The 24,507-nt window shown below is 71.0% G+C and carries 21 protein-coding genes; 7 read left to right on the top strand and 14 right to left on the bottom strand.

Annotation, left to right across the window (positions count from 1 at the left end; genetic code table 11):
• Positions 1-51: 51 nt before the first annotated feature.
• The 4 genes from ACZ6WN_RS03250 to ACZ6WN_RS03235 are packed head-to-tail and all read right to left on the bottom strand — an operon-like array spanning position 52 to position 4,701.
• Positions 52-1,182, bottom strand: coding sequence for a glycerate kinase (locus ACZ6WN_RS03250; protein ID WP_465862661.1), 1,131 nt, complete (start codon positions 1,180-1,182; stop codon positions 52-54).
• Between the two features lie 3 nt (positions 1,183-1,185).
• A complete protein-coding gene (gene gcl, locus ACZ6WN_RS03245; RefSeq protein ID WP_465862659.1) occupies positions 1,186-2,961 on the bottom strand; it encodes a glyoxylate carboligase in 1,776 nt (591 codons plus the stop codon).
• 1 nt (position 2,962) lies between these two features.
• Positions 2,963-3,856 (bottom strand): 2-hydroxy-3-oxopropionate reductase, encoded by an 894-nt coding sequence (locus ACZ6WN_RS03240; RefSeq protein ID WP_465862658.1) that lies wholly within the window; start codon positions 3,854-3,856, stop codon positions 2,963-2,965.
• 23 nt (positions 3,857-3,879) lie between these two features.
• Positions 3,880-4,701 carry a hydroxypyruvate isomerase family protein gene (locus ACZ6WN_RS03235; protein WP_465862656.1) on the bottom strand — a complete coding sequence of 274 codons (822 nt, stop codon included), beginning with the start codon at positions 4,699-4,701 and terminating at the stop codon, positions 3,880-3,882.
• 188 nt (positions 4,702-4,889) lie between these two features.
• Here ACZ6WN_RS03235 and ACZ6WN_RS03230 point away from each other — a divergent pair, with 188 nt between their 5' ends.
• The 6 genes from ACZ6WN_RS03230 (at position 4,890) to ACZ6WN_RS03205 (ending at position 14,654) form a co-directional block, all read left to right on the top strand.
• Positions 4,890-6,422 carry a PucR family transcriptional regulator gene (locus ACZ6WN_RS03230; protein WP_465862655.1) on the top strand — a complete coding sequence of 511 codons (1,533 nt, stop codon included), beginning with the start codon at positions 4,890-4,892 and terminating at the stop codon, positions 6,420-6,422.
• A gap of 287 nt (positions 6,423-6,709) precedes the next feature.
• On the top strand, positions 6,710-8,665 hold the full coding sequence (gene uraD, locus ACZ6WN_RS03225; RefSeq protein ID WP_465862654.1) for a 2-oxo-4-hydroxy-4-carboxy-5-ureidoimidazoline decarboxylase: 1,956 nt from the start codon (positions 6,710-6,712) through the stop codon (positions 8,663-8,665).
• On the top strand, positions 8,662-10,131 hold the full coding sequence (locus ACZ6WN_RS03220) for a xanthine dehydrogenase small subunit (RefSeq protein WP_465862653.1): 1,470 nt from the start codon (positions 8,662-8,664) through the stop codon (positions 10,129-10,131). Before uraD (ACZ6WN_RS03225) ends, ACZ6WN_RS03220 begins: the two co-directional genes overlap by 4 nt.
• On the top strand, positions 10,128-12,512 hold the full coding sequence (gene xdhB, locus ACZ6WN_RS03215) for a xanthine dehydrogenase molybdopterin binding subunit (RefSeq protein WP_465862652.1): 2,385 nt from the start codon (positions 10,128-10,130) through the stop codon (positions 12,510-12,512). The genes ACZ6WN_RS03220 and xdhB overlap by 4 nt, the downstream gene beginning before the upstream one ends.
• Positions 12,513-12,516: 4 nt before the next feature.
• Positions 12,517-13,344 carry a xanthine dehydrogenase accessory protein XdhC gene (xdhC, locus tag ACZ6WN_RS03210; RefSeq protein WP_465862651.1) on the top strand — a complete coding sequence of 276 codons (828 nt, stop codon included), beginning with the start codon at positions 12,517-12,519 and terminating at the stop codon, positions 13,342-13,344.
• Between the two features lie 8 nt (positions 13,345-13,352).
• Complete coding sequence (locus ACZ6WN_RS03205) at positions 13,353-14,654, top strand: guanine deaminase (protein WP_465862650.1); 1,302 nt, start codon at positions 13,353-13,355, stop codon at positions 14,652-14,654.
• A gap of 870 nt (positions 14,655-15,524) precedes the next feature.
• Here the strand turns inward: ACZ6WN_RS03205 and ACZ6WN_RS03200 are convergent.
• The 7 genes from ACZ6WN_RS03200 to aceB form a co-directional block, all read right to left on the bottom strand.
• Complete coding sequence (locus ACZ6WN_RS03200) at positions 15,525-16,937, bottom strand: nucleobase:cation symporter-2 family protein (protein ID WP_465862649.1); 1,413 nt, start codon at positions 16,935-16,937, stop codon at positions 15,525-15,527.
• Between the two features lie 9 nt (positions 16,938-16,946).
• Positions 16,947-17,852, bottom strand: coding sequence for a factor-independent urate hydroxylase (gene pucL, locus ACZ6WN_RS03195; protein ID WP_465862647.1), 906 nt, complete (start codon positions 17,850-17,852; stop codon positions 16,947-16,949).
• Between the two features lies 1 nt (position 17,853).
• Positions 17,854-18,213, bottom strand: coding sequence for a hydroxyisourate hydrolase (uraH, locus tag ACZ6WN_RS03190; RefSeq protein WP_465862645.1), 360 nt, complete (start codon positions 18,211-18,213; stop codon positions 17,854-17,856).
• Positions 18,210-18,719: a 2-oxo-4-hydroxy-4-carboxy-5-ureidoimidazoline decarboxylase gene (gene uraD, locus ACZ6WN_RS03185; RefSeq protein WP_465862644.1), complete on the bottom strand. Its 510-nt coding sequence runs from the start codon at positions 18,717-18,719 to the stop codon at positions 18,210-18,212. Before uraD (ACZ6WN_RS03185) ends, uraH begins: the two co-directional genes overlap by 4 nt.
• Before the next feature lie 99 nt (positions 18,720-18,818).
• Positions 18,819-19,286 (bottom strand): helix-turn-helix domain-containing protein, encoded by a 468-nt coding sequence (locus ACZ6WN_RS03180; RefSeq protein ID WP_465862643.1) that lies wholly within the window; start codon positions 19,284-19,286, stop codon positions 18,819-18,821.
• 64 nt (positions 19,287-19,350) lie between these two features.
• Positions 19,351-20,604 (bottom strand): DUF6986 family protein, encoded by a 1,254-nt coding sequence (locus ACZ6WN_RS03175; protein WP_465862642.1) that lies wholly within the window; start codon positions 20,602-20,604, stop codon positions 19,351-19,353.
• Positions 20,601-22,190, bottom strand: coding sequence for a malate synthase A (gene aceB, locus ACZ6WN_RS03170; protein ID WP_465862641.1), 1,590 nt, complete (start codon positions 22,188-22,190; stop codon positions 20,601-20,603). The genes ACZ6WN_RS03175 and aceB overlap by 4 nt, the downstream gene beginning before the upstream one ends.
• 164 nt (positions 22,191-22,354) lie before the next feature.
• Between aceB and ACZ6WN_RS03165 the strand changes: the two genes are divergently transcribed.
• Positions 22,355-23,122 carry an IclR family transcriptional regulator gene (locus ACZ6WN_RS03165; RefSeq protein ID WP_357340514.1) on the top strand — a complete coding sequence of 256 codons (768 nt, stop codon included), beginning with the start codon at positions 22,355-22,357 and terminating at the stop codon, positions 23,120-23,122.
• Between the two features lie 14 nt (positions 23,123-23,136).
• Here the strand turns inward: ACZ6WN_RS03165 and ACZ6WN_RS03160 are convergent, their stop codons facing one another.
• The 3 genes from ACZ6WN_RS03160 to ACZ6WN_RS03150 all read right to left on the bottom strand — a co-directional run bounded on the left by ACZ6WN_RS03160 (position 23,137) and on the right by ACZ6WN_RS03150 (position 24,481).
• On the bottom strand, positions 23,137-23,514 hold the full coding sequence (locus ACZ6WN_RS03160) for a VOC family protein (RefSeq protein ID WP_465862639.1): 378 nt from the start codon (positions 23,512-23,514) through the stop codon (positions 23,137-23,139).
• A gap of 108 nt (positions 23,515-23,622) precedes the next feature.
• Positions 23,623-23,973 (bottom strand): DUF1330 domain-containing protein, encoded by a 351-nt coding sequence (locus ACZ6WN_RS03155; protein WP_465862638.1) that lies wholly within the window; start codon positions 23,971-23,973, stop codon positions 23,623-23,625.
• Between the two features lie 94 nt (positions 23,974-24,067).
• On the bottom strand, positions 24,068-24,481 hold the full coding sequence (locus tag ACZ6WN_RS03150) for a PPOX class F420-dependent oxidoreductase (RefSeq protein WP_465862636.1): 414 nt from the start codon (positions 24,479-24,481) through the stop codon (positions 24,068-24,070).
• Between the last annotated feature and the right edge of the window lie 26 nt (positions 24,482-24,507).

Below are 24,507 nucleotides of genomic sequence, written 5' to 3'. Positions count from 1 at the left end.
GAAGGAGGTGCACGCTCACCGAGTTACCTCGGTGAGCATTCCGGCGCTCGCTCATACGTCCTCCTTGACGAGATGGTCGGCGGCGATCCGCTCCGCGATCTGCTCGAGCAGGGCCGCTGCGTCGGTCAGGCAGCGCTGCCGGTCGGGTTCGATGTCCACCAAGGCGTACGCAGCGCCGATGCCGGCCGCTCGCAGCCGGTCGTGGTCGAGGTGGTTGACCCCGCAGACCGCCACGACCGGGACGCCGGCGCGGGCGGCTGCGGCGGCGACGCCGGCCGGGGCCTTGCCGTGCAGGGTCTGCTCGTCGAGAGCCCCTTCGCCGGTGACGACGAGGGCCGCCCCCTCCAGCCCGGAGGCGAAGTCGACCAGCTCGAGGACGAGATCGATCCCCGAGCGGAGCTCGGCGCCCAGGAGGGCGACGGCGGCGAAGCCGACACCGCCGGCAGCACCGGCGCCGGGGTGGTCCCGGAGATCGACACCGGTCGCCTCCGCGACGACGTCGGCCCAGTGGCCGAGGGCGGCGTCGAGGCGGCGTACCTGGTCGGGGTCCGCGCCCTTCTGCGGCCCGTAGACCGCGGCCGCGCCACGGGGTCCGGTGAGCGGGTTGTCGACGTCGCAGGCGACGGTGATCTCGACCCCCTCGATGCGGCGGTGGAGCTCGGTGAGGTCGAGCCGGACCACGTCCTCGAGGCCGACGCCGCCATCGCCGACCGGGGCGCCCGAGGCGCCGAGCAGCCGGGCGCCGAGCCCGCGGAGCAGACCCGCTCCCCCGTCGGTGCTGGCGCTGCCGCCGATGCCGAGCACCACGCGGCGACAGCCGGCATCGATCGCGGCGGCCATCGCCTGGCCGGCCCCGAGACTGGAGGCACCCAACGGGTCCGGCGCCCCGGGAAGCCGGGCGAGCCCGGCCGCGTCGGCGAGCTCGACGACAGCGGTGTCGTCACGCCGGGCGTACGCGGTCCGAACCGGCGACCCGGTCGGCCCGGCCACGGCGACCGGCACCAGCGTAAAGCCGGCGGACTCGGCCGCCGCCAGGGTGCCGTCGCCGCCGTCGGCGACCGGGATCGCGTCGACGACCACGTCGGGACGTCCCTGGCGCATCCCGGCGCTCACCGCCGCCGCGACCTCGGCAGCGGTGAGCGATCCCTTGAACTTGTCGGAGGCGACCAGCACGCGGACCATGACTCAGTCCAGCGGGACGAGCGCGGTCGGGGCGTGCTCACCACGCTCGGCCAGCTCCTCGAACTCGACGACACCGTCGATCTCGACGCCCATCGAGACGTTGGTGACGCGCTCGAGGATGACCTCGACGAGCACCGGCACCCGATACTCCGCCTGGAGCGCCTTGGCCTTCTCGAAGGCGGCGCCCAGATCGGCAGGGTCGGTGACCCGGATCGCCTTGCAGCCCAGGCCCTCGGCGACCTTGAGGTGGTCGACGCCGTAGCCGTCGACCTCGGGGCTGTTGACGTTGTCGAAGGCGAGCTGGACGCAGTAGTCCATCTCGAACCCGCGCTGGGCCTGGCGGATCAGGCCGAGGTAGGAGTTGTTCACGACCACGTGGATGTAGGGGATGTTGAACTGGGCGCCGACCGCCAGCTCCTCGATCAGGAACTGGAAGTCGTAGTCGCCCGAGAGCGCGACGACCTGGCCGTCGGGGACGGCGGTCGCGACCCCCAGCGCGGCCGGGAGGGTCCAGCCGAGCGGGCCGGCCTGGCCGGCGTTGATCCAGTGCCGCGGCTGGTAGACGTGCAGCAGCTGCGCGGCCTGGATCTGGGAGAGACCGATCGTGGTGACGTACCGGGTGCCGGTGCCGAAAGCGCGGTTCATCTCCTCGTAGACCCGCTGCGGCTTGATCGGGACGTTGTCGAAGTGGGTCTTGCGGTGCAGGGTCCGCTTGCGCTCGGCGCACTCCTCGGCCCAGGACGTACGGCTCGGGATCCTGCCGGCGCCCGCCCACTCGCGAGCCACCTCGATGAGCATGTCGAGGGCCGCGCGGGCGTCGGAGACGATGGAGTAGTCCGGCGCGAAGACCCGGCCGATCTGGGTCGGCTCGATGTCGATGTGCACGAACGTACGTCCCCGGGTGTAGGTCTCGACCGAGCCGGTGTGGCGGTTGGCCCACCGGTTGCCGATGCCCAGGACGAAGTCGCTGGCCAGCATGGTCGCGTTGCCGTAGCGGTGCGAGGTCTGCAGGCCGACCATGCCCGCGTTGAGCGCGTGGTCGTCCGGGATCGTCCCCCAGCCCATCAGCGTCGGGACGACGGGGACGCCGGTGACCTCGGCGAGCTCGACCAGCAGATCGGCGGCGTCGGCGTTGACCACACCACCACCGGCGACGATCAGCGGGCGTTCCGAGGCCAGCATCATCGCCAGCGCCTTCTCCGCCTGGGCACGGCTGGCCGCCGGCCTGGCGATCGGGAGGGGCTCGTACGTCTCGATGTCGAAGTCGATCTCGGCCAGCTGGACGTCCAGCGGCAGGTCGACCAGGACCGGGCCGGGACGCCCTTCGCGCATCAGCCGGAAGGCCTTCTGGAAGGTGCCCGGGACCTGGGCGGGCTCCATGACGGTGACGGCCATCTTGGTGAGCGGGCCGGCGATGGCGGCGATGTCGACCGCCTGGAAGTCCTCCTTGTGGAGCTTCGCGACCGGCGCCTGGCCGGTGATGCACAGGATCGGGATCGAGTCGGCGGAGGCCGAGTAGAGGCCGGTGATCATGTCGGTGCCGGCCGGGCCGGAGGTGCCGATGCAGACGCCGATGTTGCCGGCCTTCGCCCGGGTGTAGCCCTCGGCCATGTGGGAGGCCGCCTCGACGTGGCGGGCGAGCACGTGCTGGAGCCCGCCGTGCTCGCGCATCGCGCTGTAGAACGGGTTGATCGCGGCACCCGGGAGGCCGAACAGCTGGGTCGCGCCCTCCTTCTCCAGGATCAGGACGGCGGCGTCGACCGCGCGCATGCGTGCCATGTCAGTTCTCTCCCTTGGTGGTGGAGCCGCTCAGGCGCTCGACGCCCCGCAGCAGGGCGGAGTGGTCGAGGCCGCCGTCGCCGTTGGCACGCGCGCTCGCCATCAGCTGGGCGACCAGCGAGCCGAGCGGGACCACGACGCCGGCCTCGCGGGCGGCGGAGGTGAGGATCCCCATGTCCTTGTGGTGCAGGTCGATCCGGAAGCCGGGCTGGAAGGAGCGGGTCAGCATGTTCTCCTTCTTCTGGTTGAGCACGCTCGAACCGGCGAGCCCGCCGCCGAGCACCTCCAGGGCTGCCTTCGTGTCGACGCCGTACGCCTCCAGGAAGACGACCGCCTCCGAAAGCGCCTGGATGTTGGCGGCGACGATGAGCTGGTTGGCCGCCTTGACCGTCTGGCCGGCACCGCTCGGGCCGACGTGGACGATCGTCTTGCCGACCGCGTCGAAGAGCGGCTTGGCGGTGGCGAAATCGTCGGCCTCGCCCCCGACCATGATCGAGAGGGCCGCGTTCTTCGCGCCGGCCTCGCCGCCGGAGACCGGGGCGTCGAGGATGCGGAAGCCGCGCTCGGTGGCCTGCTCGGCGAGCGCCGCGCTCACGTCGGGCCGGATGCTGGAGAAGTCGATGATCAGCGCGCCGGCTGGGGCCGACTCGAAGACGCCGCCCTCGGCGGTGAGGACCTCCTCGACGTGGGGCGAGTCCGGGACCATGATGCAGACGATCTCGGCGTCGCGGCAGGCGTCGGCGGTCGACTCGGCGGCGCGGCCACCCGCGCCGACCAGGGGCTTCGCCCGCTCGATCGAGTGGTCATAGCCAGCCACGGCGTGGCCGGCCTCGGCCAGGTGGACGGCCATCGGGTTGCCCATGATGCCGAGGCCGATGAAAGCGATGTTGGTCATGATGATCTCTCCTGCGGGGGTCGTCAGTGGGTGCTGGTGGCGGCGCTGCGGCGCTCGCGCGGCAGCCAGTCGAAGCTCTCGGCCGAGGTCGTGGCGGGCTTGTACTCGAGCCCGACCCAGCCGGCGTAGTCGGCCGCCTCGAGCGCGGCGAGCTGCCGCTCGAGCGGGAGCTCGCCGGTGCCGGGCTCGTTGCGGCCCGGGGCGTCGGCGATCTGCACGTGCGCGATCCGAGCAGCGTACGCAGCGATCACCGCGTCGACGTCGTCACCGTTCACGGCGAGGTGGTAGAGGTCGGCGAGCAGGCCGATGTTCGCCTCGCCGGCGCGGTCGATCGCGGCCACCGCGTCGGCGGCGGTGAGCAGCGGGTAGCGGTCGGCGCCGCTGACCGGCTCGACCAGCACGGTGCCACCGATCCGGGCCGCGGCGCGGGCGGCCAGCGCGAGGTTCTCGGCGCCGAGCTCGTCCTGCTCCTCGGCGGCGACGCCGTCGACACGGTTGCCGTAGAGCGCGTTGAACGCGGTGCAGCCGAGTCGCTCACCGATGCCGATGGTGGCGTCGATGTTGTCGCGGAACTCCGCCGACCGGGCCGGCCAGGAGACCAGACCGCGGTCGCCCGCAGGCATGTCACCGGCGAAGAAGTTGAGGCCGACCAGGTGCACCCCGGCGTCCTGCACGGCGGCGACGAAGGCGTCCGCGTCCTGGTCGGACGGCACCGCCTCGGCGAACGGCCACCAGAACTCCACCGCGTCGAAGCCGGCGGCCTTCACCGCCGCGGGGCGCTCGAGCAGCGGGAGCTCGGTGAACAGGATCGAGCAGTTCACCTCGTAGCGGAGCTGGTGGGTCATCTCACCATTCCTTCCGTAATGCGGAATTTGATTTCTGACATTCGAAATATAAGGATGTGAGCGGAGTCACGTCAACCCGACCAGACCCCTCAGCCGCAAACTGGTGAAGAAACGACAACGGCCTCCCGCGTACGGGCGCGGGCGTTGTACGTTCCTCCAATACGCGGCTGACGGACCGTGGAGGCACCGTGCAACTGGCAGAGCTGTTGGAGACGCCCGACCTGGGCCTGCGACTCCTGCACGCGCCCGAGGGGTCGCTGGACCGTCCCGTCGGTCGCACGATCACGATCGACCTGCTCGAGCCGGGCCGCTATCTGAACGGCGGCGAGCTCGTGCTCACCGGCCTCGTCTGGCGTCGCGGACCGGAGGACAGCGAGACGTTCGTGTCCTCGATCGCGGAGGGCGGCGCGACCTGCCTGCTGGCCGGCGCGGCCCTGCTCGGCGCGGTGCCCGACGACCTCGTCGAGGCCTGCCGCCGCCATGACGTCGCCCTGGTCGAGGTGCCCGGGGATGTGGCGTTCGCCGACGTCACCGAGTACGTCGCCGCCGCCGGTGCCGCCGGCGAGAGCGCCCGGATGTCGGCCAGCCTGGCCCGCCAGCGCCAGCTCCTCTCCGCCATCGCCTCCGGCCGCAGCCTCGACGAGCTGGCCGCCCGGGTGGCCTCCGAGATCGGCCACGCGTGCCGGGTGCTCACCGCGAGCGGGCGCCATGTCGTACCCGGTCCCGGCGAGCTCGACCCGGAGACGGTCGATGCGCTGACCCGCCGCTTCCTGACCGCCGACCTGCTGCCCGCCGTGGCCGAGGCCGGGGACCGGCGCTACTCCCTGTTCCCCATCGGGTCGGGCTTGGCCGACCGCCTCACCGGCTGGACGGTGGCGGTCGAGGGCGACCACACCACCTGGCCGCGCGAGGACCTCGACATGGTCCACGAGTTCGGCGCCATCACCGCCCTGGACCGCTCGCGCCGTGACGAAGGATTCCGCGTCCGGCGACCGCTGGCGGCAGCAACCCTCGCCCACCTGGAGGCCGGCGCCTCACCCGCCGAGATCGCGACCGGGCTGCGCCAGTCCGGCCTCGATCCCGAGCGTCCGCTCGTGCTCGCCGTGGCCGAGCTCGGCCCCGGCGGCCCGCCCGACGCGGTGGCCGCGGTGCTCGAGGACGTGGCCCTCGGCCTGGGACCGTCCGTGGTCGCCAGCGCACGGGACGGCTGCGCCGTCGCGTTCCTCCCCGCCCGCCCCGACCTCACCGACCAGCTGCGCCGCTCGCTCACCCGCCTGGCGCCGGCCCTGGTCCGCGGCTCGCTGTCGGTGGGACTGAGCGGCGAGAGCGGCATCGACGCGCTGGCCGGTGCGCTCGAGGAGGCCCGGTTCGCCCACCGGGTCGCCCGTTCCGGCGGCGGCGCGGTGGCGCTGTCCAGCTCGGAGGAGGTCACCTCCCACGTGCTGCTGCTCGCCACCGTCCCCGACGACATCCGCCGCACCTACGCCCAGCGCGTCCTCGGCCCGGTCCTCGAGCACGACCAGCGCACCGGGAGCGATCTGGTGCCGACGCTCGACCGGTTCCTGACGTACGCCGGGTCGTGGACGCGCACGGCGGAGTCCCTCCATCTCCACGTCAACAGCGTGCGCTACCGGATCTCACGGGTCGAGGAGCTGACCGGCCGCGACCTGACCACGATGGAGGATCGGGTCGACGTCTTCCTCGCGCTCCGATCGCTCTGAACCGCCGCCGGTGTAACACGTCGTTCGTAGGACTACTCGCCCTGTTGGAGCGACCGGATAGTCCTACGAACAACGTGTTACACGCGATCCACGAGGCCTTGTTTCACGCCACGGAAACCACTCCGAAACCGGCAGCACGTCATTCTGGAGCATCACACAAAGGCCGCATCCGCGCAGACCCCATCTTCGGATGATCGGCGGGTGCCGCTCGGCGCCCGAAGAGACCAGGCTGTGGTGTTAGTCACAGCTCACCTGCCCACGAGGGCGCCCCCGAGAAAGGTGTGAGGATGAACGCGAGAGCAGCCCTGAGGTCGATACGGCCCCAGAAGAAGGACGGTGGCCGCCCCACCCACCCCGTCGACGAGGTGCTCCCGGCGGGCAAGCTCGCCGTCTACGGCCTCCAGCACGTGCTCGCGTTCTACGCCGGGGCGGTGATCGTGCCCATCCTGCTCGCCAACTCGATCGGGCTGAGTCAGCAGGAGCTGATCCACCTGATCAACGCCGACCTGTTCACCTGCGGCATCGCCTCGATCATCCAGTCGGTCGGCTTCTGGAAGGTCGGCGTACGCCTCCCGCTGCTGCAGGGGGTCACCTTCACCGCCGTCTCGCCGATGATCGCGATCGGGATGGCGGCCGGTGGCGGCACCGACGGGCTGCTTGTCATCTACGGCGCGGTGATCGTCGCCGGTCTGGCGACCTTCTTCATCGCCCCCTACTTCAGCCGGCTGATCCGGTTCTTCCCACCGGTCGTGACCGGCTCGGTGATCACCATCATCGGCATCGCGCTCCTCCCGGTCGCGGCCGCGGACGCCACCGGCGGCGCCGGCCCGACCTCGGACCCCACGAGCGGCCGCAACCTGGCGTACGCCCTGGGCACCCTGGCCCTGATCGTGGTCATCCAGCGGGTCTTCAAGGGCTTCATGGCCACGGTCGCCGTGCTCGTCGGCCTGGTCGTCGGCACCCTGGTCGCGTGGGCTCTCGGGGACGCCCACTTCGACGCGGTCGCCGGCTCCGACTGGGTCGGGGTGACCACCCCGTTCCACTTCGGCTGGCCGCAGTTCTCCGCCGCCGCGATCATCTCGATGATCGTCGTCATGCTGATCACCGCCGTCGAGACCACCGGTGACGTCTTCGCCACCGGTGAGATCGTGGAGAAGCGGATCGGCCGCACCGACATCGCCCGCGCCCTGCGCGCCGACGGCCTGGCCACCACCATCGGCGGCGTCTTCAACTCCTTCCCCTACACCTGCTTCGCCGAGAACGTCGGCCTCGTCCGGCTGACCCGGGTCAAGAGCCGCTGGGTCGTCGCTGCGGCCGGCCTGATCATGGTGTTCATCGGGCTCCTCCCGAAGGTCGGCGCGATCGTCGCCGGCATCCCGCACCCGGTCCTCGGCGGCGCCGCCCTGGCGATGTTCGCGACCGTCGCGGTCGTCGGCTTCCAGACGCTCAGCAAGGTCGACTTCCACGACCACCGCAACGTGGTGATCGTGGCGACCAGCGTCGGTCTGGCGATGTACGTCACCGCGCAGCCCGAGGTCGCCCAGGCCGTCCCGGGGTGGGCCGAGATCATCTTCGGCAGCGGCATCACCCTCGGCAGCCTCACCGCGATCCTGCTCAACATCCTGTTCCACCACGTCGGCCCCGACTACGGCCCCGCCGTCGCCGGTCAGCCCGGCGAGGGCGTCCGGCTCGACCAGGTCAACCAGATGGGACGTACCGAGTTCGTGGAGACGTTCGACGGCCTCTTCCAGGGGCCGCGGTGGATGGTGGAGCGGGCCTGGGAGCAGCGTCCGTTCACCGACACCCACGCGCTGCGCCGCGCCTTCCAGGACGCCCTGTTCAGCGGCTCGGCCGAGGAGCAGCGCGAGCTGATCGAGGCCTACCCCGAGCTCGGTTCGAAGCTGGTCTCGGAGGGGATGGTCGGCGAGGAGTCGCTGCGCGACCAGTCCTCGAAGGGCCTGACCCACCTGGCCGAGCCGGACCAGGAGGCGCTGACCTCGCTCACCGACGCCTATCACGAGCGGTTCGGCTTCCCGCTGGTCATCTCCGTACGCGACTCCGACTCGCTCGACCGGATCCTCGCCGAGGGTCGGTCGCGGCTGGGCAACTGCGAACGGCAGGAGCACGCCGCCGCGCTGATCGAGATCGCCAAGATCGCCGGCCACCGCTTCGACGACTTCCTGCGCGATGCCAACCCCATCCACAGCGCCCGCACCCGCAACCCGATCCGGAGCCAGCCATGAGCACGCCCAGCGCCCCCGGTGTCACCGGTGTCCTCGGGGTCACCGTCAACGGAGACCAGGTACCCCTGGACGGGGTCGCCACCTACACCACCACCCTCGACTGGCTGCGCGGCCGCGGCCTGACCGGCGCCAAGGAGGGCTGCGCCGAGGGCGAGTGCGGCGCCTGCTCGGTGCTGGTCGCTCGGCCCGGCACCACCTCTCCGACCGAGTGGACCTCGATCAACGCCTGCCTCGTGCCGATCGCCGCGCTCGACGGCCAGGAGATCGTCACGAGCGAGGGGCTCGGCTCCAGCAGCGACCTCCACCCGGTGCAGCAGGAGCTCGCCGTACGCGGCGGGTCGCAGTGCGGCTACTGCACGCCGGGCTTCGTCTGCAGCCTCGCCGCGGAGTACTACCGTCCGAGCCGGGAGGCTGCCGGGGAAGGCGACTCCTGCGACCACGAGCACGGCCCGAACGGCGTCGACCTGCACGCGCTGAGCGGCAACCTGTGCCGCTGCACCGGCTACCGCCCGATCCGCGACGCCGCCTATGCCCTCGGCGCACCCGAGGCCGACGACGCGTTCGCCGCGCGCCAGCAGCAGCCACCGCCCGAGGTCCGACCGACCCGGATCGCCGTCGACGGTGCCGAGTTCATCCGCCCGGCCACGCTCACCGAGGCGCTCGATCTGCTGGTCGAGCGGCCGGAGGCGCAGGTCGTCGCCGGCTCGACCGACTGGGGCGTGGAGGTCAACATCCGCGGCCGCCGGGCGCCGCTCGTCGTGGCGGTCGACCGGCTGCCCGAGCTGCGCGAGCTCTCCTTCCGGACCGGCCACGTCGAGATCGGCGCGGCCCTCACGCTGACCGAGATCGAGCGCAAGCTCAACGGCCGGGTCCCGCTCCTGGCCGAGCTCTTCCCGCAGTTCGCCTCCCGCCTGATCCGCAACGGCGCGACGCTCGGCGGCAACATCGGCACCGCCTCCCCGATCGGCGACGCCCCGCCGGCGCTGCTCGCGCTCGACGCCGAGGTCGTGCTGGCCTCGCCGCGCGGCGAGCGGGTCGTCGCGCTGGCCGACTACTTCACCGGCTACCGCGAGACGGTCCGGGCCGCGGACGAGCTGATCCGCAGCGTACGGCTGCCGCTGCCGCTGGCTCCGGTCGTCGGCTTCCACAAGATCGCCAAGCGCCGCTTCGACGACATCTCCAGCGTGGCCGTCGGCTACGCCATCGAGATCGTCGACGGCACCGTGGCCCGCGCCCGGATCGGTCTGGGCGGCGTCGCCGCCACCCCGTTGCGCGCCGTCGCCACCGAGGACGCCCTGGTCGGGCAGGCCTGGACCGAGGAGTCCGTACGCCGCGCCGCGGCCGTCCTCGCCACCGAGGGCACCCCGATGGACGACCACCGCGCCAGCGCGTCCTACCGCTCGGCGATGCTCGGCCAGTCCCTGCTCCGCCTGTTCCACAACCACCGCGAGGAGGTGCCCGCATGAGCGCCCTGTCCGAACGCCCCGACAACCCGATCGTCGGGATCCCGCTCCCGCACGAGAGCGCCGCGCTGCACGTCACCGGCGAGGCGCTCTACACCGACGACCTGGTCGGCCGGATCGCCCGCACGCTGCACGCCTGGCCGGTCCAGGCCCCGCACACGCACGCCCTGGTCACCTCGCTCCGCACCGAGCCCGCCTACGAGGTCCCGGGTGTCGTCCGCGTCCTGACCGCCGAGGACGTACCCGGGATCAACGACGCGGGCGTCAAGCATGACGAGCCGCTCTTCCCGACCGAGGTGATGTTCCACGGCCACGCGGTGTGCTGGGTGCTCGGCGAGACCCAGGAGGCCGCCCGGCTGGGTGCGGCCGCCGTCGAGGTCGACTACGAGGCCTTGCCGTCGCTGGTCACCGTGACCGAGGCGATCGCGGCGGAGAGCTTCCAGGGCACCCCTCGTAACCTCGAGCGCGGCGACGTGTCGACGGCCCTCGCGAGCGCGCCCCACGTCTTCGAGGGTGAGTTCGAGTTCGCAGGTCAGGAGCACTTCTACCTCGAGACCCACGTCTCGCTCGCGCTGGTCGACGAGGGTGGCCAGGTGCTGGTGCACAGCAGCACCCAGCACCCGTCCGAGACCCAGGAGATCGTCGCCCACGTGCTCGGTGTGCCGAGCCACGAGATCACCGTCCAGTGCCTGCGGATGGGCGGCGCGTTCGGCGGCAAGGAGATGCAGCCGCACGGCTACGCGGCCATCGCCGCGCTGGGCGCTCGGTTGACCGGGCGGCCCGTACGACTGCGGCTCAACCGCACCCAGGACATCACCATGTCCGGCAAGCGCCACGGCTTCCACAGCACCTGGCGTGCCGGTTTCGACGACGAGGGCCACATCGTCGGGCTCGAGGCGACCCTCACCGCCGACGGCGGCTGGAGCCTCGACCTCTCCGAGCCGGTGCTGGCCCGCGCCCTGTGCCACATCGACAACGCCTACTGGGTGCCGAACATCCGCGTCGACGGCCGCGTCGCGCGCACCAACAAGACCTCGCAGACCGCGTTCCGCGGCTTCGGCGGACCGCAGGGCATGCTCGTCATGGAGGACCTGCTCGGCCGGTGCGCACCGCTGCTCGGCATCGACCCGATCGAGCTGCGCCGCCGCAACTTCTACCAGCAGGACCAGACCACGCCGTACGGCCAGCCGGTGCGGCAGGCCGACCGGCTGGCGGCCTGCTGGGACCAGGTCGCCGCCTCGGGCGAGGTGGCTCGCCGTCGCGCGGAGATCGCCGACTTCAACACTCGCCACCCGCACACCAAGCGGGGCCTGGCGATGACGCCGGTGAAGTTCGGTATCTCGTTCAACCTGACCGCCTTCAACCAGGCCGGCGCCCTCGTCCACGTCTACAAGGACGGCTCGGTGCTGATCAACCACGGCGGCACCGAGATGGGTCAGGGCCTGCACACCAAGATGCTCCAGGTGGCGGCCACCGCGCTCGGGCTTCCGTTGTCCCGGGTCCGGCTGGCGCCGACGCGCACCGACAAGGTGCCCAACACCTCGGCGACCGCGGCCAGCTCCGGCGCCGACCTCAACGGCGCCGCGATCAAGAACGCCTGCGAGCAGATCCGCGAGCGGCTCGCCCAGGTCGCCGGTGGCCATCTCGGGATCAGCCCGAACGACGTACGAATCGAGGACGGCGTCGTCCGCGGCCTCTCCCCGGCGTCGGGGGAGATCGGCTGGAACGAGCTGGTCAACACCGCCTACCACCAGCGGGTGCAGCTGTGGGCGGCTGGCTTCTACCGCACCGAGGGCCTGCACTGGGACCCCAACGTCATGCAGGGCGAGCCGTTCAAGTACTTCGCCAACGGGGTCGCGGCGGCCGAGGTCGAGGTCGACGGCTTCACCGGCGCCTACACGCTGCGGCGCGTCGACATCGTCCACGACGTCGGCAACAGCCTGAGCCCGCTGATCGACATCGGCCAGATCGAGGGCGGGTTCGTGCAGGGCGCCGGCTGGCTGACCCTGGAGGACCTGCGCTGGGACACCTCCGACGGGCCGAACCGCGGCCGGCTGGCCACGCAGGCGGCGAGCACCTACAAGCTGCCGAGCTTCTCCGAGATGCCCGAGGACTTCCGGGTGAAGCTGCTCGAGAAGGCCCACGAGGAGGGCGCCGTCTACGGCTCCAAGGCCGTCGGCGAGCCGCCGTTGATGCTCGCCTTCTCCGTACGCGAGGCGCTCCGCGAGGCGGCCGCCGCATTCGGCCCGGCCGGCACCAGCGTCGAGCTCGGCTGTCCGGCGACACCCGAAGCGGTCTTCTGGGCGCTCGACAAGGCGCGTACGTCCCAGGGCCACGAGACGAGCGACGCCGGCGCCGAGCCGGCCATGGCCGGAGAGAGGTGAGGACATGGAGTGGCTGAAGGCCGTCCAGCGGCTGCGGGAGCAGCGGGTTCCCGGCGTACTCGTGACCCTGTCGTCCGTACGCGGTCACTCGCCGCGCGAGGCCGGGGCGAAGATGGTCGTCTCGGCCGACCGCACCTGGGCCACCGTCGGTGGCGGCAACCTTGAGGCGGTCGCGATCGAGCGCGCCCGGGCGATGCTCGCCGAGGATCGCGCGGCGCCTGAGAGCCTGAAGGTGTCGCTCTCCGACAAGGCGCCCTACCAGCACGGCGTGCAGTGCTGCGGCGGCGAGGTCGAGCTGCTGCTCGAGCCGCTGCCCGTGGTGCCCTCGGTGGCCATCTTCGGGATGGGCCACGTCGGGGTCGAGCTGGCCCGCATCCTGGCCCGCCACGACCTCGAGCTGCACCTGGTCGACTCCCGCGCCGCCCAGCTCTCGCCTGCGCACCTGCAAGGCCTGGACGACGCCGTCGCCGGCGTCCACGTCCACCAGGTGCCGGTGCTGCCCGAGCTCGTCATCGGCGAGCTGCCCGAGGGCACCCACGTCCTGGTCATGACGCACGACCATGCCGAGGACGCCGCCCTGTGCGACGCGGCGCTCCGCGCCGGGCACCTGGGGTCGATCGGACTCATCGGCTCGAGCGCCAAGTGGAGCCGGTTCCGGGCCAAGCTCGCCGACGAGGGTCACGCCCCCGAGGCGATCGCGCGCATCACCACACCCATCGGACTTCCCGATCTCGGCGGCAAGGAACCGGCCACGATCGCGGTCAGCGTCGCGGCCCGGCTGCTCCAGATCTTCGCGGGCGACCCCGCGCGGACCGAACAACAATCAAGGTGACATCCAGAATGACGCTCTTCCGAGGAACCTTCCTCGACACTCCCTCCGACCCGTTCTCCGGCGGCGAGCTCCGCACGGAGCAGGACGGCGCCCTGCTGGTACGCGACGGCGTGATCCGCGCCCGCGGATCGTTCGCCGATCTGCGCCGACTGCACCCCCAGGAGGACGTCGTCGACCTCAGCGGAGGCTTCGTGCTGCCCGGATTCGTCGACACCCACGTGCACTTCCCCCAGGTACGCGTCATCGGCGGCCTCGGCATGCCGCTGCTCGACTGGCTCGACCAGACCGCTCTCCCCGAGGAGGCGCGCCTGGCCGACACCGCCTACGCCGCAGGCGTGGCCTCCGACTTCGTCCGCGGCCTGGTCGGTGCCGGCACCACCACGGCGCTGGTCTTCGGCAGCCACTTCGCGCCGGCCGTGGACACCGTCTTCGCCGAGGCCGCCCGGGTCGGGCTGCGGATCACCAGCGGCCTCGTGGTCAGCGACCGGCTCATCCGCGAGGACCTCTTCACCGACCCTTCTCGCGCGCGGGAGGAGTCGCTGGCGCTCGCGGCCCGGTGGCACGGCGTCGGCCGGGCCCGCTACGCGGTGACCCCGCGGTTCTCGCTGTCGTGCACCGAGCCGCTGCTCGAGGCCTGCGGTGACGTGCTGCGCGCCGTACCGGGGGCCATGCTGACCTCCCACGTCAACGAGAACACCCGCGAGATCGAGACCGTCGAGGAGCTCTGCGGCTGCGACTACGTGACCTCCTACGACCGGCACGGCCTGGTCGGACCCGGCACCGTCCTGGCGCACAACGTGCACCCCACCGACCCCGAGCTCGCCCTGTTGGCCGCCCGCGGCGCCGCCGTCGCGCACTGCCCCTCCAGCAACGCCGCCCTCGGCAGCGGTCTCTTCCCGCTGGCCCGCCACCGTGCCCACGGCGTACGCGTCGCGATGGGCTCCGACGTCGGCGCCGGCACCGGGTTCTCCCTGCTCAAGGAGGGCCTGGGAGCGTACGTCGCCCAGCAGCTCCTCGGCGAGGCCGGTCACCCCCTGACCCCCACCCACCTCCTCCACCTGGCCACGGTCGCCGGTGCCGAAGCCCTCGGCCTCGCCTCCGCCGTCGGCGACTTCTCCCTCGGCCGCCGCTTCGACGCCCAGTGGATCAAGCCCGCCCCCAGCACCCCTCTCGACGTAGGCCTCGCCCACGCCGCCGACCCCGCCGACGCCCTGGCCAAGATGTTCGCCCTAGGCACCCCCGCCGACGTACGCAGCGTCTGGATCGAGGGCGACCTCGTCAACACCCCCGACCCCCACCTCGTCGGCTGACCCCCAAGCAGCCGAGTCGGCTCATCTTGACGCGAAATCCTGCCGAGTCGGCTCGTTATGACGGGCCGACTCGGCGCAGTCAGGCGAGCCGTCACCCCCGTCGGCCGAAGCGTCGCTCCCGTCGCCCGAAGCGTCACCCCGGTCGGCCGAGTGGTCGATGCGATGCCAACTCGACCGACGCGAGTGACGTCTCGGCAGTCGTCGGCGGGCCACAGCTCGTTGACCGACCCCTGCCGAGCCGTCACGTACGTCGCCCGAAGCGTCACGGGCGTCGGCCGAGTGGTCATCGTGGTGCCAACTCGACCGACCGGGCTGACCTCTCGACCGACCGCGCTGACGCCTCGGCCGACGCCAGAACGCCCGCCGCATCTCCCCAGGCCGAGTTGGCGCACCTTGACGCAAAATCCTGCCGAGTCGGCTCGTTATGACGAGCCGACTCGGCCCACTTAGGCGAGCCGTCACCCCCGTCGGCCGAGGCGTCGCTCCCGTCGCCTGAAGCGTCACCCCGGTCGGCCGAGTGGTCGATGCGATGCCAACTCGACCGACGCGAGTGACGTCTTGGCATTCGTGGACCACTCCAGGCCACAGCTCGTTGACCGACCCCTGCCGAGGCGTCACGTACGTCGCCCGAAGCGTCACGGGCGTCGGCCGAGTGGTCATCATGGCGCCAACTCGACCGACCGCGCTGACCTCTCGACCGACCGCGCTGACGCCTCGGCCGACGCCCGAACGCCTCCCGCATCTCCCATGGCCGAGTCGGCGCATCTTGACGCGAAATCCTGCCGAGTCGGCTCGTTATGACGAGCCGACTCGGCAGGATTTCGGGTGAGGACGAGCCGGCTCGGCCTCCGTACGGCATCCCTCAGCCGATCACGACCGCTCGATGTCGTCGTCGAGCCGGTCCCCGAAGCCCTCGCGAGAGTCCTGCGAGGCCGCGAAGACGGAGGCGCCGGAGCGGTTGCCGACGGTGATCTCGTTGAACAGCAGGTTGAGCACGACGGCGACCAGGGCGGTGGCGCTGATGCCGGAGTGCATGACCACCCCGAGCCATGCCGGGAAGGCGTCCCAGAAGGTCGGTGCCGCGATGGGCAGGATCCCGACGGCGATCGCGACGGAGACGATGACCATGTTGAGGTTGTCCTCGTAGTCGACCCGGGACAGCGTGCGGATCCCGGAGGCCGCGACGGAGCCGAAGAGGACGATGCCGGCGCCGCCGAGCACGGGGTACGGGATCGCGGCGACGACCGCGCCGACGACCGGCAGCAGCCCGAGCAACAACAGGACGAGGCCCCCGGTGGCCACGACGTACCGGCTCCGGATGCCGGTCAGGGCGACCAGCCCGACGTTCTGCGCGAACGCGCTGCACGGGAAGGTGCCGAACAAGGGCGCAACCGTCGTAGCGGCCATGTCGGCGCGGAGACCGCGAGCAACACGTCGAGCGTCGACGTCGGTCTCTACGATCTCGCCGATCGCCAGGATGTCGGCGGTCGTCTCGGTCATGATCACCAGCACGACGATCGTCATCGAGACGATTGCGCCGACCTCGAAGGTCGGGCTGCCGAAGTGCAGCAGCGGCGGCACCGCCACCAGGTCGGCATCCCCGACCGAGGAGAAGTCGGCCTGCCCCGCGATCACCGCGATCACCGTCCCGACGACGAGCCCGATGAGGATCGAGAGCCGTGAGATCGCGCCCTGGAACACCCGGCTGATCACCAGGATGATGAGCAGCGTCAGACCGGCGTACGCGATGTTGGTCATTGAGCCGTAGTCCGGCGCGGAGGCGTCGTTGCCCATCGCCCACCGGAACGCCACCGGCATCAGCGAGAGCCCGATGACGGTGATGATCGTGCCGGTGACGACCGCCGGGAAGAGCCGGACCAGCTGGGCGAAGAACGAGGACAGCACGAGTCCGATCAGGCCGGCGACGATGATCGCGCCGAAGACGGGTCGCAGCCCGTCCTCGCTGGCGATCGTGACCATCGTCGAGACGCTGGCGAACGAGATGCCCTGCACGATCGGCAGCCGGCTGCCGAAGGGCCCGAGCCCGAGTGTCTGCAGCAGCGTGGCGAGGCCCGATACGAAGAGCCCCGCGGTCACCAGCAGCGCCAGATCGGTGCCCGACAGGCCAGCGGCACCCCCGACGATGAGCGGCGGCGCGATCACGCCGCCGTACATCGTCAGGATGTGCTGCGTGCCGTAGGCGAGGAGCTGGCCGGGTGGATGCCGCTCGTCCTCCGGCCGGGTCGGGGCAGATGCGGTTGTCTGTCTCCTACGACCGAGCATGGCCGGTCCTCAGCAGAATCCGGGGATGGCGTGCCAGGCGTTGCCGGCGTCGGGGGCCTCGTCGCGTACGACCGAGGCTTCGATCAGGCCGTAGGGCCGGTCCGCGGCGAAGAAGACCTCGCCGGGGTTCTCCAGGCCGAAGGGCGAGAGGTCGGAGAGGAAGTGGTGCTTGTTGGGCGCGGAGAACTTGATCTCGGCGACGTCGCCGTGCTGCTCGAGCACCGAGGTGCCCATCCCGTTCAGGGTCTGCTGCAGCGCAAGGCTGTGGATCTCCGCGAACCGCTGCAGCAGCAGGGCCCGGATGGAGTCGTACGCCTTGTCCCAGTCGACCTCAGTGCCGGAGTAGCGCCACCGCGCGACGAGCGAGGTCGCCAGGATCCGGTCGGTGGTCTCCTGCAAGGTGGTGTATTCGTCCTTGAGGAAGCCGTGGAACTCCGAGCCGGTCGACTTGAGCACGACCAGGTCCTTGATGCCGGACACCACATGCGCCACCCGGTCCGACCCGCGCCCGTCCACGTTCACCACGGTCGTGCGTACGCCGCCGCCCGATCGCACGAAGGAGTGCTCGTGACCCGCACCATCGACCTGGATCCGGTCCCACGCGTATTCGTCGATCTCGACCCGGGCGCCCTCGGCGGCCGGGCAGGCCTCGAGGTAGCGGTCGGCGAGAGCCAGCGCGAACTCCTCGATCGAGGCGACGCCGATCTTCTTCGCGTACGCGAAGACGGTGTTCTTCTGGGTGTCGGTCGGCAACACGTCCTGCTGGTCGCCGCTGGTGTGGGCGTCGTCGAAGCGGCCGCGCAGGGATGTGGAGACGTTGAGGTCCCGGATCTGGTGGCGAGGAGTGTCGCGGTAGATGCGTACGACGCGGTTCTCGGCCTTGCCGTACTGGTTCGGTCCAAGTCGGATGGGCATGTCAGCTCCCTCGGTAGGTGGAGTAGGCGAACGGGCTCAGCAGCAGTGGCACGTGGTGGTGCCGCCGGTCGGTGACCGCGAAGGTGACGGAGACCTGCGGGTAGAAGCACTCCTGCCCGGTCGCCGCGTAGTAGGCGGCGGTGCCGAACCGAAGCTGATAGGTGCCGGTCGGGACCCGATCGGGTCCCAGGTCGGTCACCCGGCCGTCGTCGTCGGTGATGGCATCGGCGAGGACGACGGACTGGTCGGTGTCGTGAGGGTCGATCCGGCTGAGCCGGACCGGGACACCGGCGGCCGGGCGGCCGAGCGCGGTGTCGAGTACGTGGGTGGTGATGGCGCTGGTGCTCTGCCGCCCGGTCATCGGGAGACCTCCTCGACGGCCAGGACCCGCTCGAGGCGGAGCAGCGCGATCTTGCGCAGCTCGTCGGCGACCACGGCCGCCTCCTCGGCCGGCTGGTGGCCGAGCCGGTCGCGGAGCGAGGCCAGGACCTGGTCGGCCGAGAGGCCGGTGGCGCAGATCAGGAAGACCCGGCCGAAGCGCTCCTCGTAGGCCCGGTTGCCCTCCGCGAGGGCACGAGCGGTGGCCTGGTCGGTGCCGACCGCCGCCTGCTCGCGCCGCGACCAGGCGGCCTCGGCGTGCTCGCCCTCGGCGCGCTCCCCGATCCGGGGGTGGGCGGCCAGCGCCTGGTCGACGTCGGCGGCGGTGAACCGTCGGGCAGCCTCGTCGGCAGCACGGACGATGTCGGCCTCGGCGGCGTACGGGCGCCCGGCCAGGACGGCGGCGACCCAGCTCGGCGCGTCACAGCAGGCCCGTAGCGCGGGCCGCACCACATCTGCCGGTGAGGTGTTGAAGCTCTGGAGGTCCATGCACCGTTCTCTCTCGCTATGCGGAAACTAATTTCCGTACAACAACAACGATGGCATGTGTCTCTCGTCACAGTCAACAGTTTGTTGAAAAGTTTGAGGCTACTCCCGCTCGCGGTTCAGGTAGTTGTAGACCGTGAACCGGGTGACCCCGAGCGCCCCGGCCACGATCTCGGCACTCTTGCGGTAGTCGAAGGCGCCGCGCTCCTCCAGCAGCCGCACGGCGCGCTGCTTCCCCTGCCGGTCCAGGGTCCGCAGGTCGCCACCGAGCTCCCCGGCGACCTCGGCGAGCAGCCCCTCCAGCCCGCCGGCCGTACGCCGCGGCGCACTGTGCCCCTCGACCCGCACCTGGAAGGTGATCTGGTCGGCGCCGTGGTCCAGGCCGGCCGCCACCACGGCGGAAAGGGTCGCCAGGACCGCCTCCCGCTCACCGCGCACCGAGGTGCCCAGCGGCCCGAAGTCACACTCCAGACCGGCCTCGCGGGCGGCCTCGAGCGCCGCCGTCGCATGCTCGGGAGGCTCGCCCTCGCCACGGAACGGTTCGGTGGTGAACTCGGCTTCGACGCGCATGGCGGCAGGCTACCCAGCCTGCCGCCATGCGGTCGGGATGCTGGTCGTGATCCCGGAGCCGGCGTCAGCCGATCGGCCGGCGCGCCAGCTCGGCCAGCTTGGCCCGGTCGATCCCGGCGAGCCGTTCGACCTCGTCGGCCGCGACCGCACCGCACTCCACCCCGCGCAGCACGAACGCGGCGAGCGCCGCGGCGGTGGCGGGCTCGTCGAGATAGCTGGAGTCGCCGCCGTGGACGTACGCCTTCAGCCGGGCCGAGGCGACATCGAGCCCGTCCCGGAAGAACGCGTACGTCGCGAGGTAGCGGCTGGGCAGCTGGGCCGGGTGCAGGTCCCAGCCCTGGTAGATCCCGCGCGCCAGCGAGCGGCTCACCAGGCGCGAGTGGAGCCGCCAGGCGGCACGTACGGCCTCGGGGTCTCCGACCGGGAGCACGTTGGTCGAGCCGTCCGAGACGAAGACGCCGGTGCCGGCGGCGGCCACCTGCATCACGTCCTTGGCGTGGTCGGCGACCGGGTGCTCCATGCTCTGGAAGGCCGCCGCGACGCCGAGCGAGGCGGAGTAGTCGTAGGTCCCGTAGTGCAGGCCCGTGACCCGACCGTCTCCGGCAGCGATCATCCGCGCGATCAGCGCGGTCCCGTCGGAGCCGAGGATCGCCTGCGGCGTCTCGACCTGGATCTCGAACCGGAGGCTCCCGGCCTCGATCCCGTGGGCCGGCTCGAGCACGGAGAGCGCGGTGACCATCGCGGTGACCTGCTCGACCGAGGTCACCTTGGGCAGGGTGATGACGAAGCCGTCCCCCAGGCCGCCCTCGCGGGCCAGCGACTCCAGGAAAAGATCCAGCGTACGCAGCCCCCGACGTCGCGTCGGCGCCTCGAAGGACTTGATCCGGATGCCGTGGAACGGCGGCGCGGCGCCGTCGCGGACGGTGGCCGCCAGTGCCCCGGCGGCCGCCACGACCGCAGCGTCCTCGTCCGCATCGGGCCGGTTCCCGTAGCCGTCCTCGAAGTCGATCCGCAGGTCCTCGATCGGCTCGGCGGCCAGCTTGGCCGTCACCCGGTCGTAGATCGCGTCGGCCAGGTCGCGACGGAGGTCGAAGACCTCGGCGACCTCGACCGCCGAGCCAGCGAACTCGGCCAGCGCCTGGCCGGACTCGGCCGACCACTGCGCCACGGTCTTGTCGGAGTAGCGGTCGCCCGGCACGTAGACGGTGTGCACCGGCTGCCGTACGCCGCGGTCCCCCGGATAGCCGGCGGCCAGCGCCGCGTCAGCGCCGGCGAGCGCCCGGTCGAGCCGGGCGACCAGCTCCTCGAGATGGCTCATGCACCCACCACCTGCGCATAGGCGGGCAGGGTCAGGAAGTCGACGTAGTCGTCGGCGAGCGCGACCTCCTCGAAGATGGTGCGGGCCTGCTCCAGGCGGTGCTCGATCCCTTCGGCCGCCGCGAGCAGCTTCGCCATCTCCTCGTCGAGGACCTGGCGTACGAGCTCCGCGGTGATCTGGGTCCCGTCATCGAGCTTCGAGGAGTTGTGCACCCACTGCCAGATCTGCGAGCGGGAGATCTCGACCGTGGCGGCGTCCTCCATCAGGTTGTGGATGGCGACGGCGCCGGAGCCGCGGAGCCAGGCGTCGAGGTAGACCAGCGAGACCTCGACGTTGTCGCGCAGCCCGGCGAGGGTGATCGCGCCGCCCGCGGACGCGACGTCGAGCAGGTCCTCGGCACGCACCACGACATCGTCGCGCTGCCTGTCGACCTGGTTCGGGCGGTCGCCGAGGACACCGTCGAAGATGTCGCGGCAGATCGGGACCAGGTCGGGGTGGGCGACCCAGGAGCCGTCGAAGCCGTCCCCGGCCTCGCGCTCCTTGTCCTCACGGACCTTGGCGAAGGCGATCGCGTTGACCTCCTGGTCCCGGCGGCTCGGGATGAACGCGGCCATGCCGCCGATGGCGTGGGCGTTGCGGCGGTGGCAGGTCTTGACCAGCAGCTGGGCGTACGCACGCATGAACGGCGAGGTCATCCCCACCGTCGCGCGGTCGGGGAGCACGAAGGAGGGCCCGGCGTCGCGGAAGTACTTGATCAGGCTGAACAGGTAGTCCCACCGGCCGGCGTTGAGCCCGGAGGCGTGGTCGCGCAGCTCGTAGAGGATCTCGTCCATCTCGAACGCGGCCGGGATCGTCTCGATGAGGACGGTCGCGCGCACGGTGCCGTGCGGGATCCCGAGCGCCTCCTGGGCGAAGGTGAACACGTCGTTCCACAGCCGCGCCTCGAGGTGGCTCTCCATCTTGGGGAGATAGAAGTACGGCCCGCTCCCCCGCTCCACGAGCTCGCGGGCGTTGTGGAAGAAGTAGAGCCCGAAGTCGACCAGCGCGCCGACGACCGGCGTGCCGTCGACCAGGATGTGCTGGTCGTCGAAGTGCCAACCGCGGGGGCGCATGACGATCGTGGCCAGGCGCTGGTTCGTCTTGAGCTCGTAGAGCTTGCCCTGCGGGGACGTCGCCGAGATGTCTCGCCGAATGGCGTCGCGCAGGTTCACCTGGCCGCCGACCACGTTGCTCCAGTGCGGCGTGCTGGCGTCCTCCATGTCGGCCAGCCAGACCCGCGCGCCGGAGTTGAGCGCGTTGATCGTCATCTTCCGGTCGGTCGGACCGGTGATCTCGACGCGGCGGTCGAGAAGATCCTCGGGCACGGGCGCCACGGTCCAGTCGCCGGCACGTACGTCGGCCGTCTCGGGCAGGAAGTCGAGCCGGCCGGTGCGTGCGACCTCCTCGCGGCGGGTCCGGCGGGCGGCCAGCAGCTCGTCACGGCGGGGCCCGAACCGTCGCTGCAGATCCGCGACGAAGTCGAGGGCCTCGGGGGTGAGGATCTCGTCTCCACGCTCGACGTCGCCACCGGTGATCTGAATGTTCACGAGCTCCACCCTCCTGGGGCTACAGTTTTCCTTTGAATGGATTCTTCTTTCCGCATTGCGGATAATAATCGGGTCCGACGAGGGACGCAACCAGCCTGCTTTCCTCTAGACGACGCTAGACTTCCGTCATCCGGAAGTCAGTACCCAGAGATCGGGGAGCTCAGGTGAGCGAGAACGAGAAGGCGCCGAAGGCACGCACCGGGGCCGTGCAGTCGATCGAGCGCGCCTTCGCGCTGCTGGAGACGATGGCCGACGCGGGTGGAACCATGGGGCTCTCTCAGCTCGCCGCCGCCTCCGGCCTGCCGCTGCCGACCATCCACCGCCTGGTGCGCACCCTCGTCGACCTGGGGTATCTGCGCCAGGAGGCCAATCGGCAGTACGTCCTCGGCCCGAAGCTGATCCGGCTCGGCGAGAGCTCCTCGCGCATGCTCAGCACCTGGGCCCGCCCGCACCTCGCCCGGCTCGTCGACGAGGTCGGCGAGTCGGCCAACCTGGCGATGCTCGACGGCGACCAGATCGTCTACGTCGCCCACACCGAGTCGCGCCAGTCGATGCGGATGTTCACCGAGGTCGGCCGCCGGGTCTCCCCGCACTGCACCGCCGTCGGCAAGGCGATCCTCGCCGACATGGCGCCCGAGCAGGTCCGCGACATCCTCCGGCGCACCGACATGGTCCCCTACACCTCCACCACGATCACCTCGCGCGAGGACTACCTCGACCAGCTCGAGCAGGTCCGCGAGCGCCGCTACGCCATCGACGAGGGCGAGCAGGAGGCAGGCGTACGCTGCGTCGCCGTCGCCGTCCCCGACTACGCCCCGCGCCTGGCGATGTCGATCAGCGGCCCCACCGGGCGGATGAGCGACGAGCTCATCGAGCGCGCCGTCCCGCTGCTGACCGAGGCCGGCAAGCAGCTCGCCGCCGACCTGGCCTGACGCTTCGTGGGCGGTCAGGCGCCGCCGTACGGCACCGTGATGATCTCGAGGTTGTGCCCGTCGGGGCTCTCCCAGTAGACGCCGCGACCGCCGTCGTTGTGGTTGATCCGGCCCTCCTGACGATGGAAGGGGTCGGCCCAGTAGGTGATGCCGCGCTCGGTGATGCGCCCGAAGATCTCGTCGAACTCGGTCTCGGTCACCTTGAACGCATAGTGCTGCGGCCGGAACCCTTGGTCCTCGACCACGTCCAGGCTGACCTGGTTGGAGAGCTCGACGATCCGGAACGGGCCGTAGACCTGGGCCGGCGGAAGCCCGAGGATCTCGGTCAGATGGGTCGCCGTCGCGTCCCGGTCGGAGGCGTGGACGATCGTGTGGTTCAGCTCGACGCTCATCGGATTCTCCTGTCTCGCTTCTCCACGACTCTAGGTCGCCGAGGCGAGGTTGCCGACCGCATTTCGTCGAACCACCATTCCTGCACCGAGGCTGTCCGGCGGGTCGGGCTAGGACGTGAACTCGGCGATCTTCTGGCTCGCGGAGTAGCCCGGTCCAACGCCCTCGGCCAGGACGGCGAACGAACGCTCCTGGTCGATGTTGTTCAGCCTGAGCGGAAGGATCTCCTGGTAGGCCGGCGAGGTGTACCAGTCCTGTGCCGCCTTCGACGACGGAAAGCGGATGGCCACCAACATGCCCTTCGCGGTGCCCTCGGCCACGACGAGATCGGGACCGTGGATGAGGATCTCGCCGTGGAACGGCGCGAGAGTGGCGTCGACACGGCGCAGATACTCGATGATGTCGTCGTTGACGTTCATGCCGTTCATCCATGCGACGGCGTACGCAGGTTTCGTGGTCATGGGTCCAGCCTCGGCCCTGCCGGCAACGGTGACGACCACCCTGGAAGGGATACCCGCTTTTCGGCACGAGGGAGCGACGCTCACCTCGACCGGCTCACCAACCTGAAGGACGTACGTTGCCCAGCACTCGGGTCACGGTGATCTCGATGACCACCCGCTCCGGGTTCGGCCGCGGCTGCCGGTAGCGCTCGGCGTACCGTCGCTCGGCCTCGGCCACCGACTCCTCGTCGTCCTTGACCACCGCGGTGCCCTCCAGCGTGCACCAGCGCCGCCCGTCGACCTGGCTCACCGCCACCCGCGCGTCGGGCTCAGCCGCGCGTACGTTACGGACCTTCTTGCTGCCCGCACTGCAGATGACCCGCGCGATCCCGGCCTCCGGATCGAACGTCACCCCCACCGGAACGAGGTGCGGACTCCCGTCCGGCCGGCTCGTCGTCAGGAAGCAGATCCGCCGCTCCCGCCAGAACTCGTCGTTGTCCGCGGCGGACGCAGTTGCTTCGGCTGTCATAGGTGCTCCTTGGTAAACCGGGGCCG

The organism is Nocardioides sp. NPDC054178, from assembly GCF_055585005.1.
The sequence above is the reverse complement of the archived record's forward strand: the minus strand, read 5'-3'. Positions and strand labels throughout refer to the sequence as shown.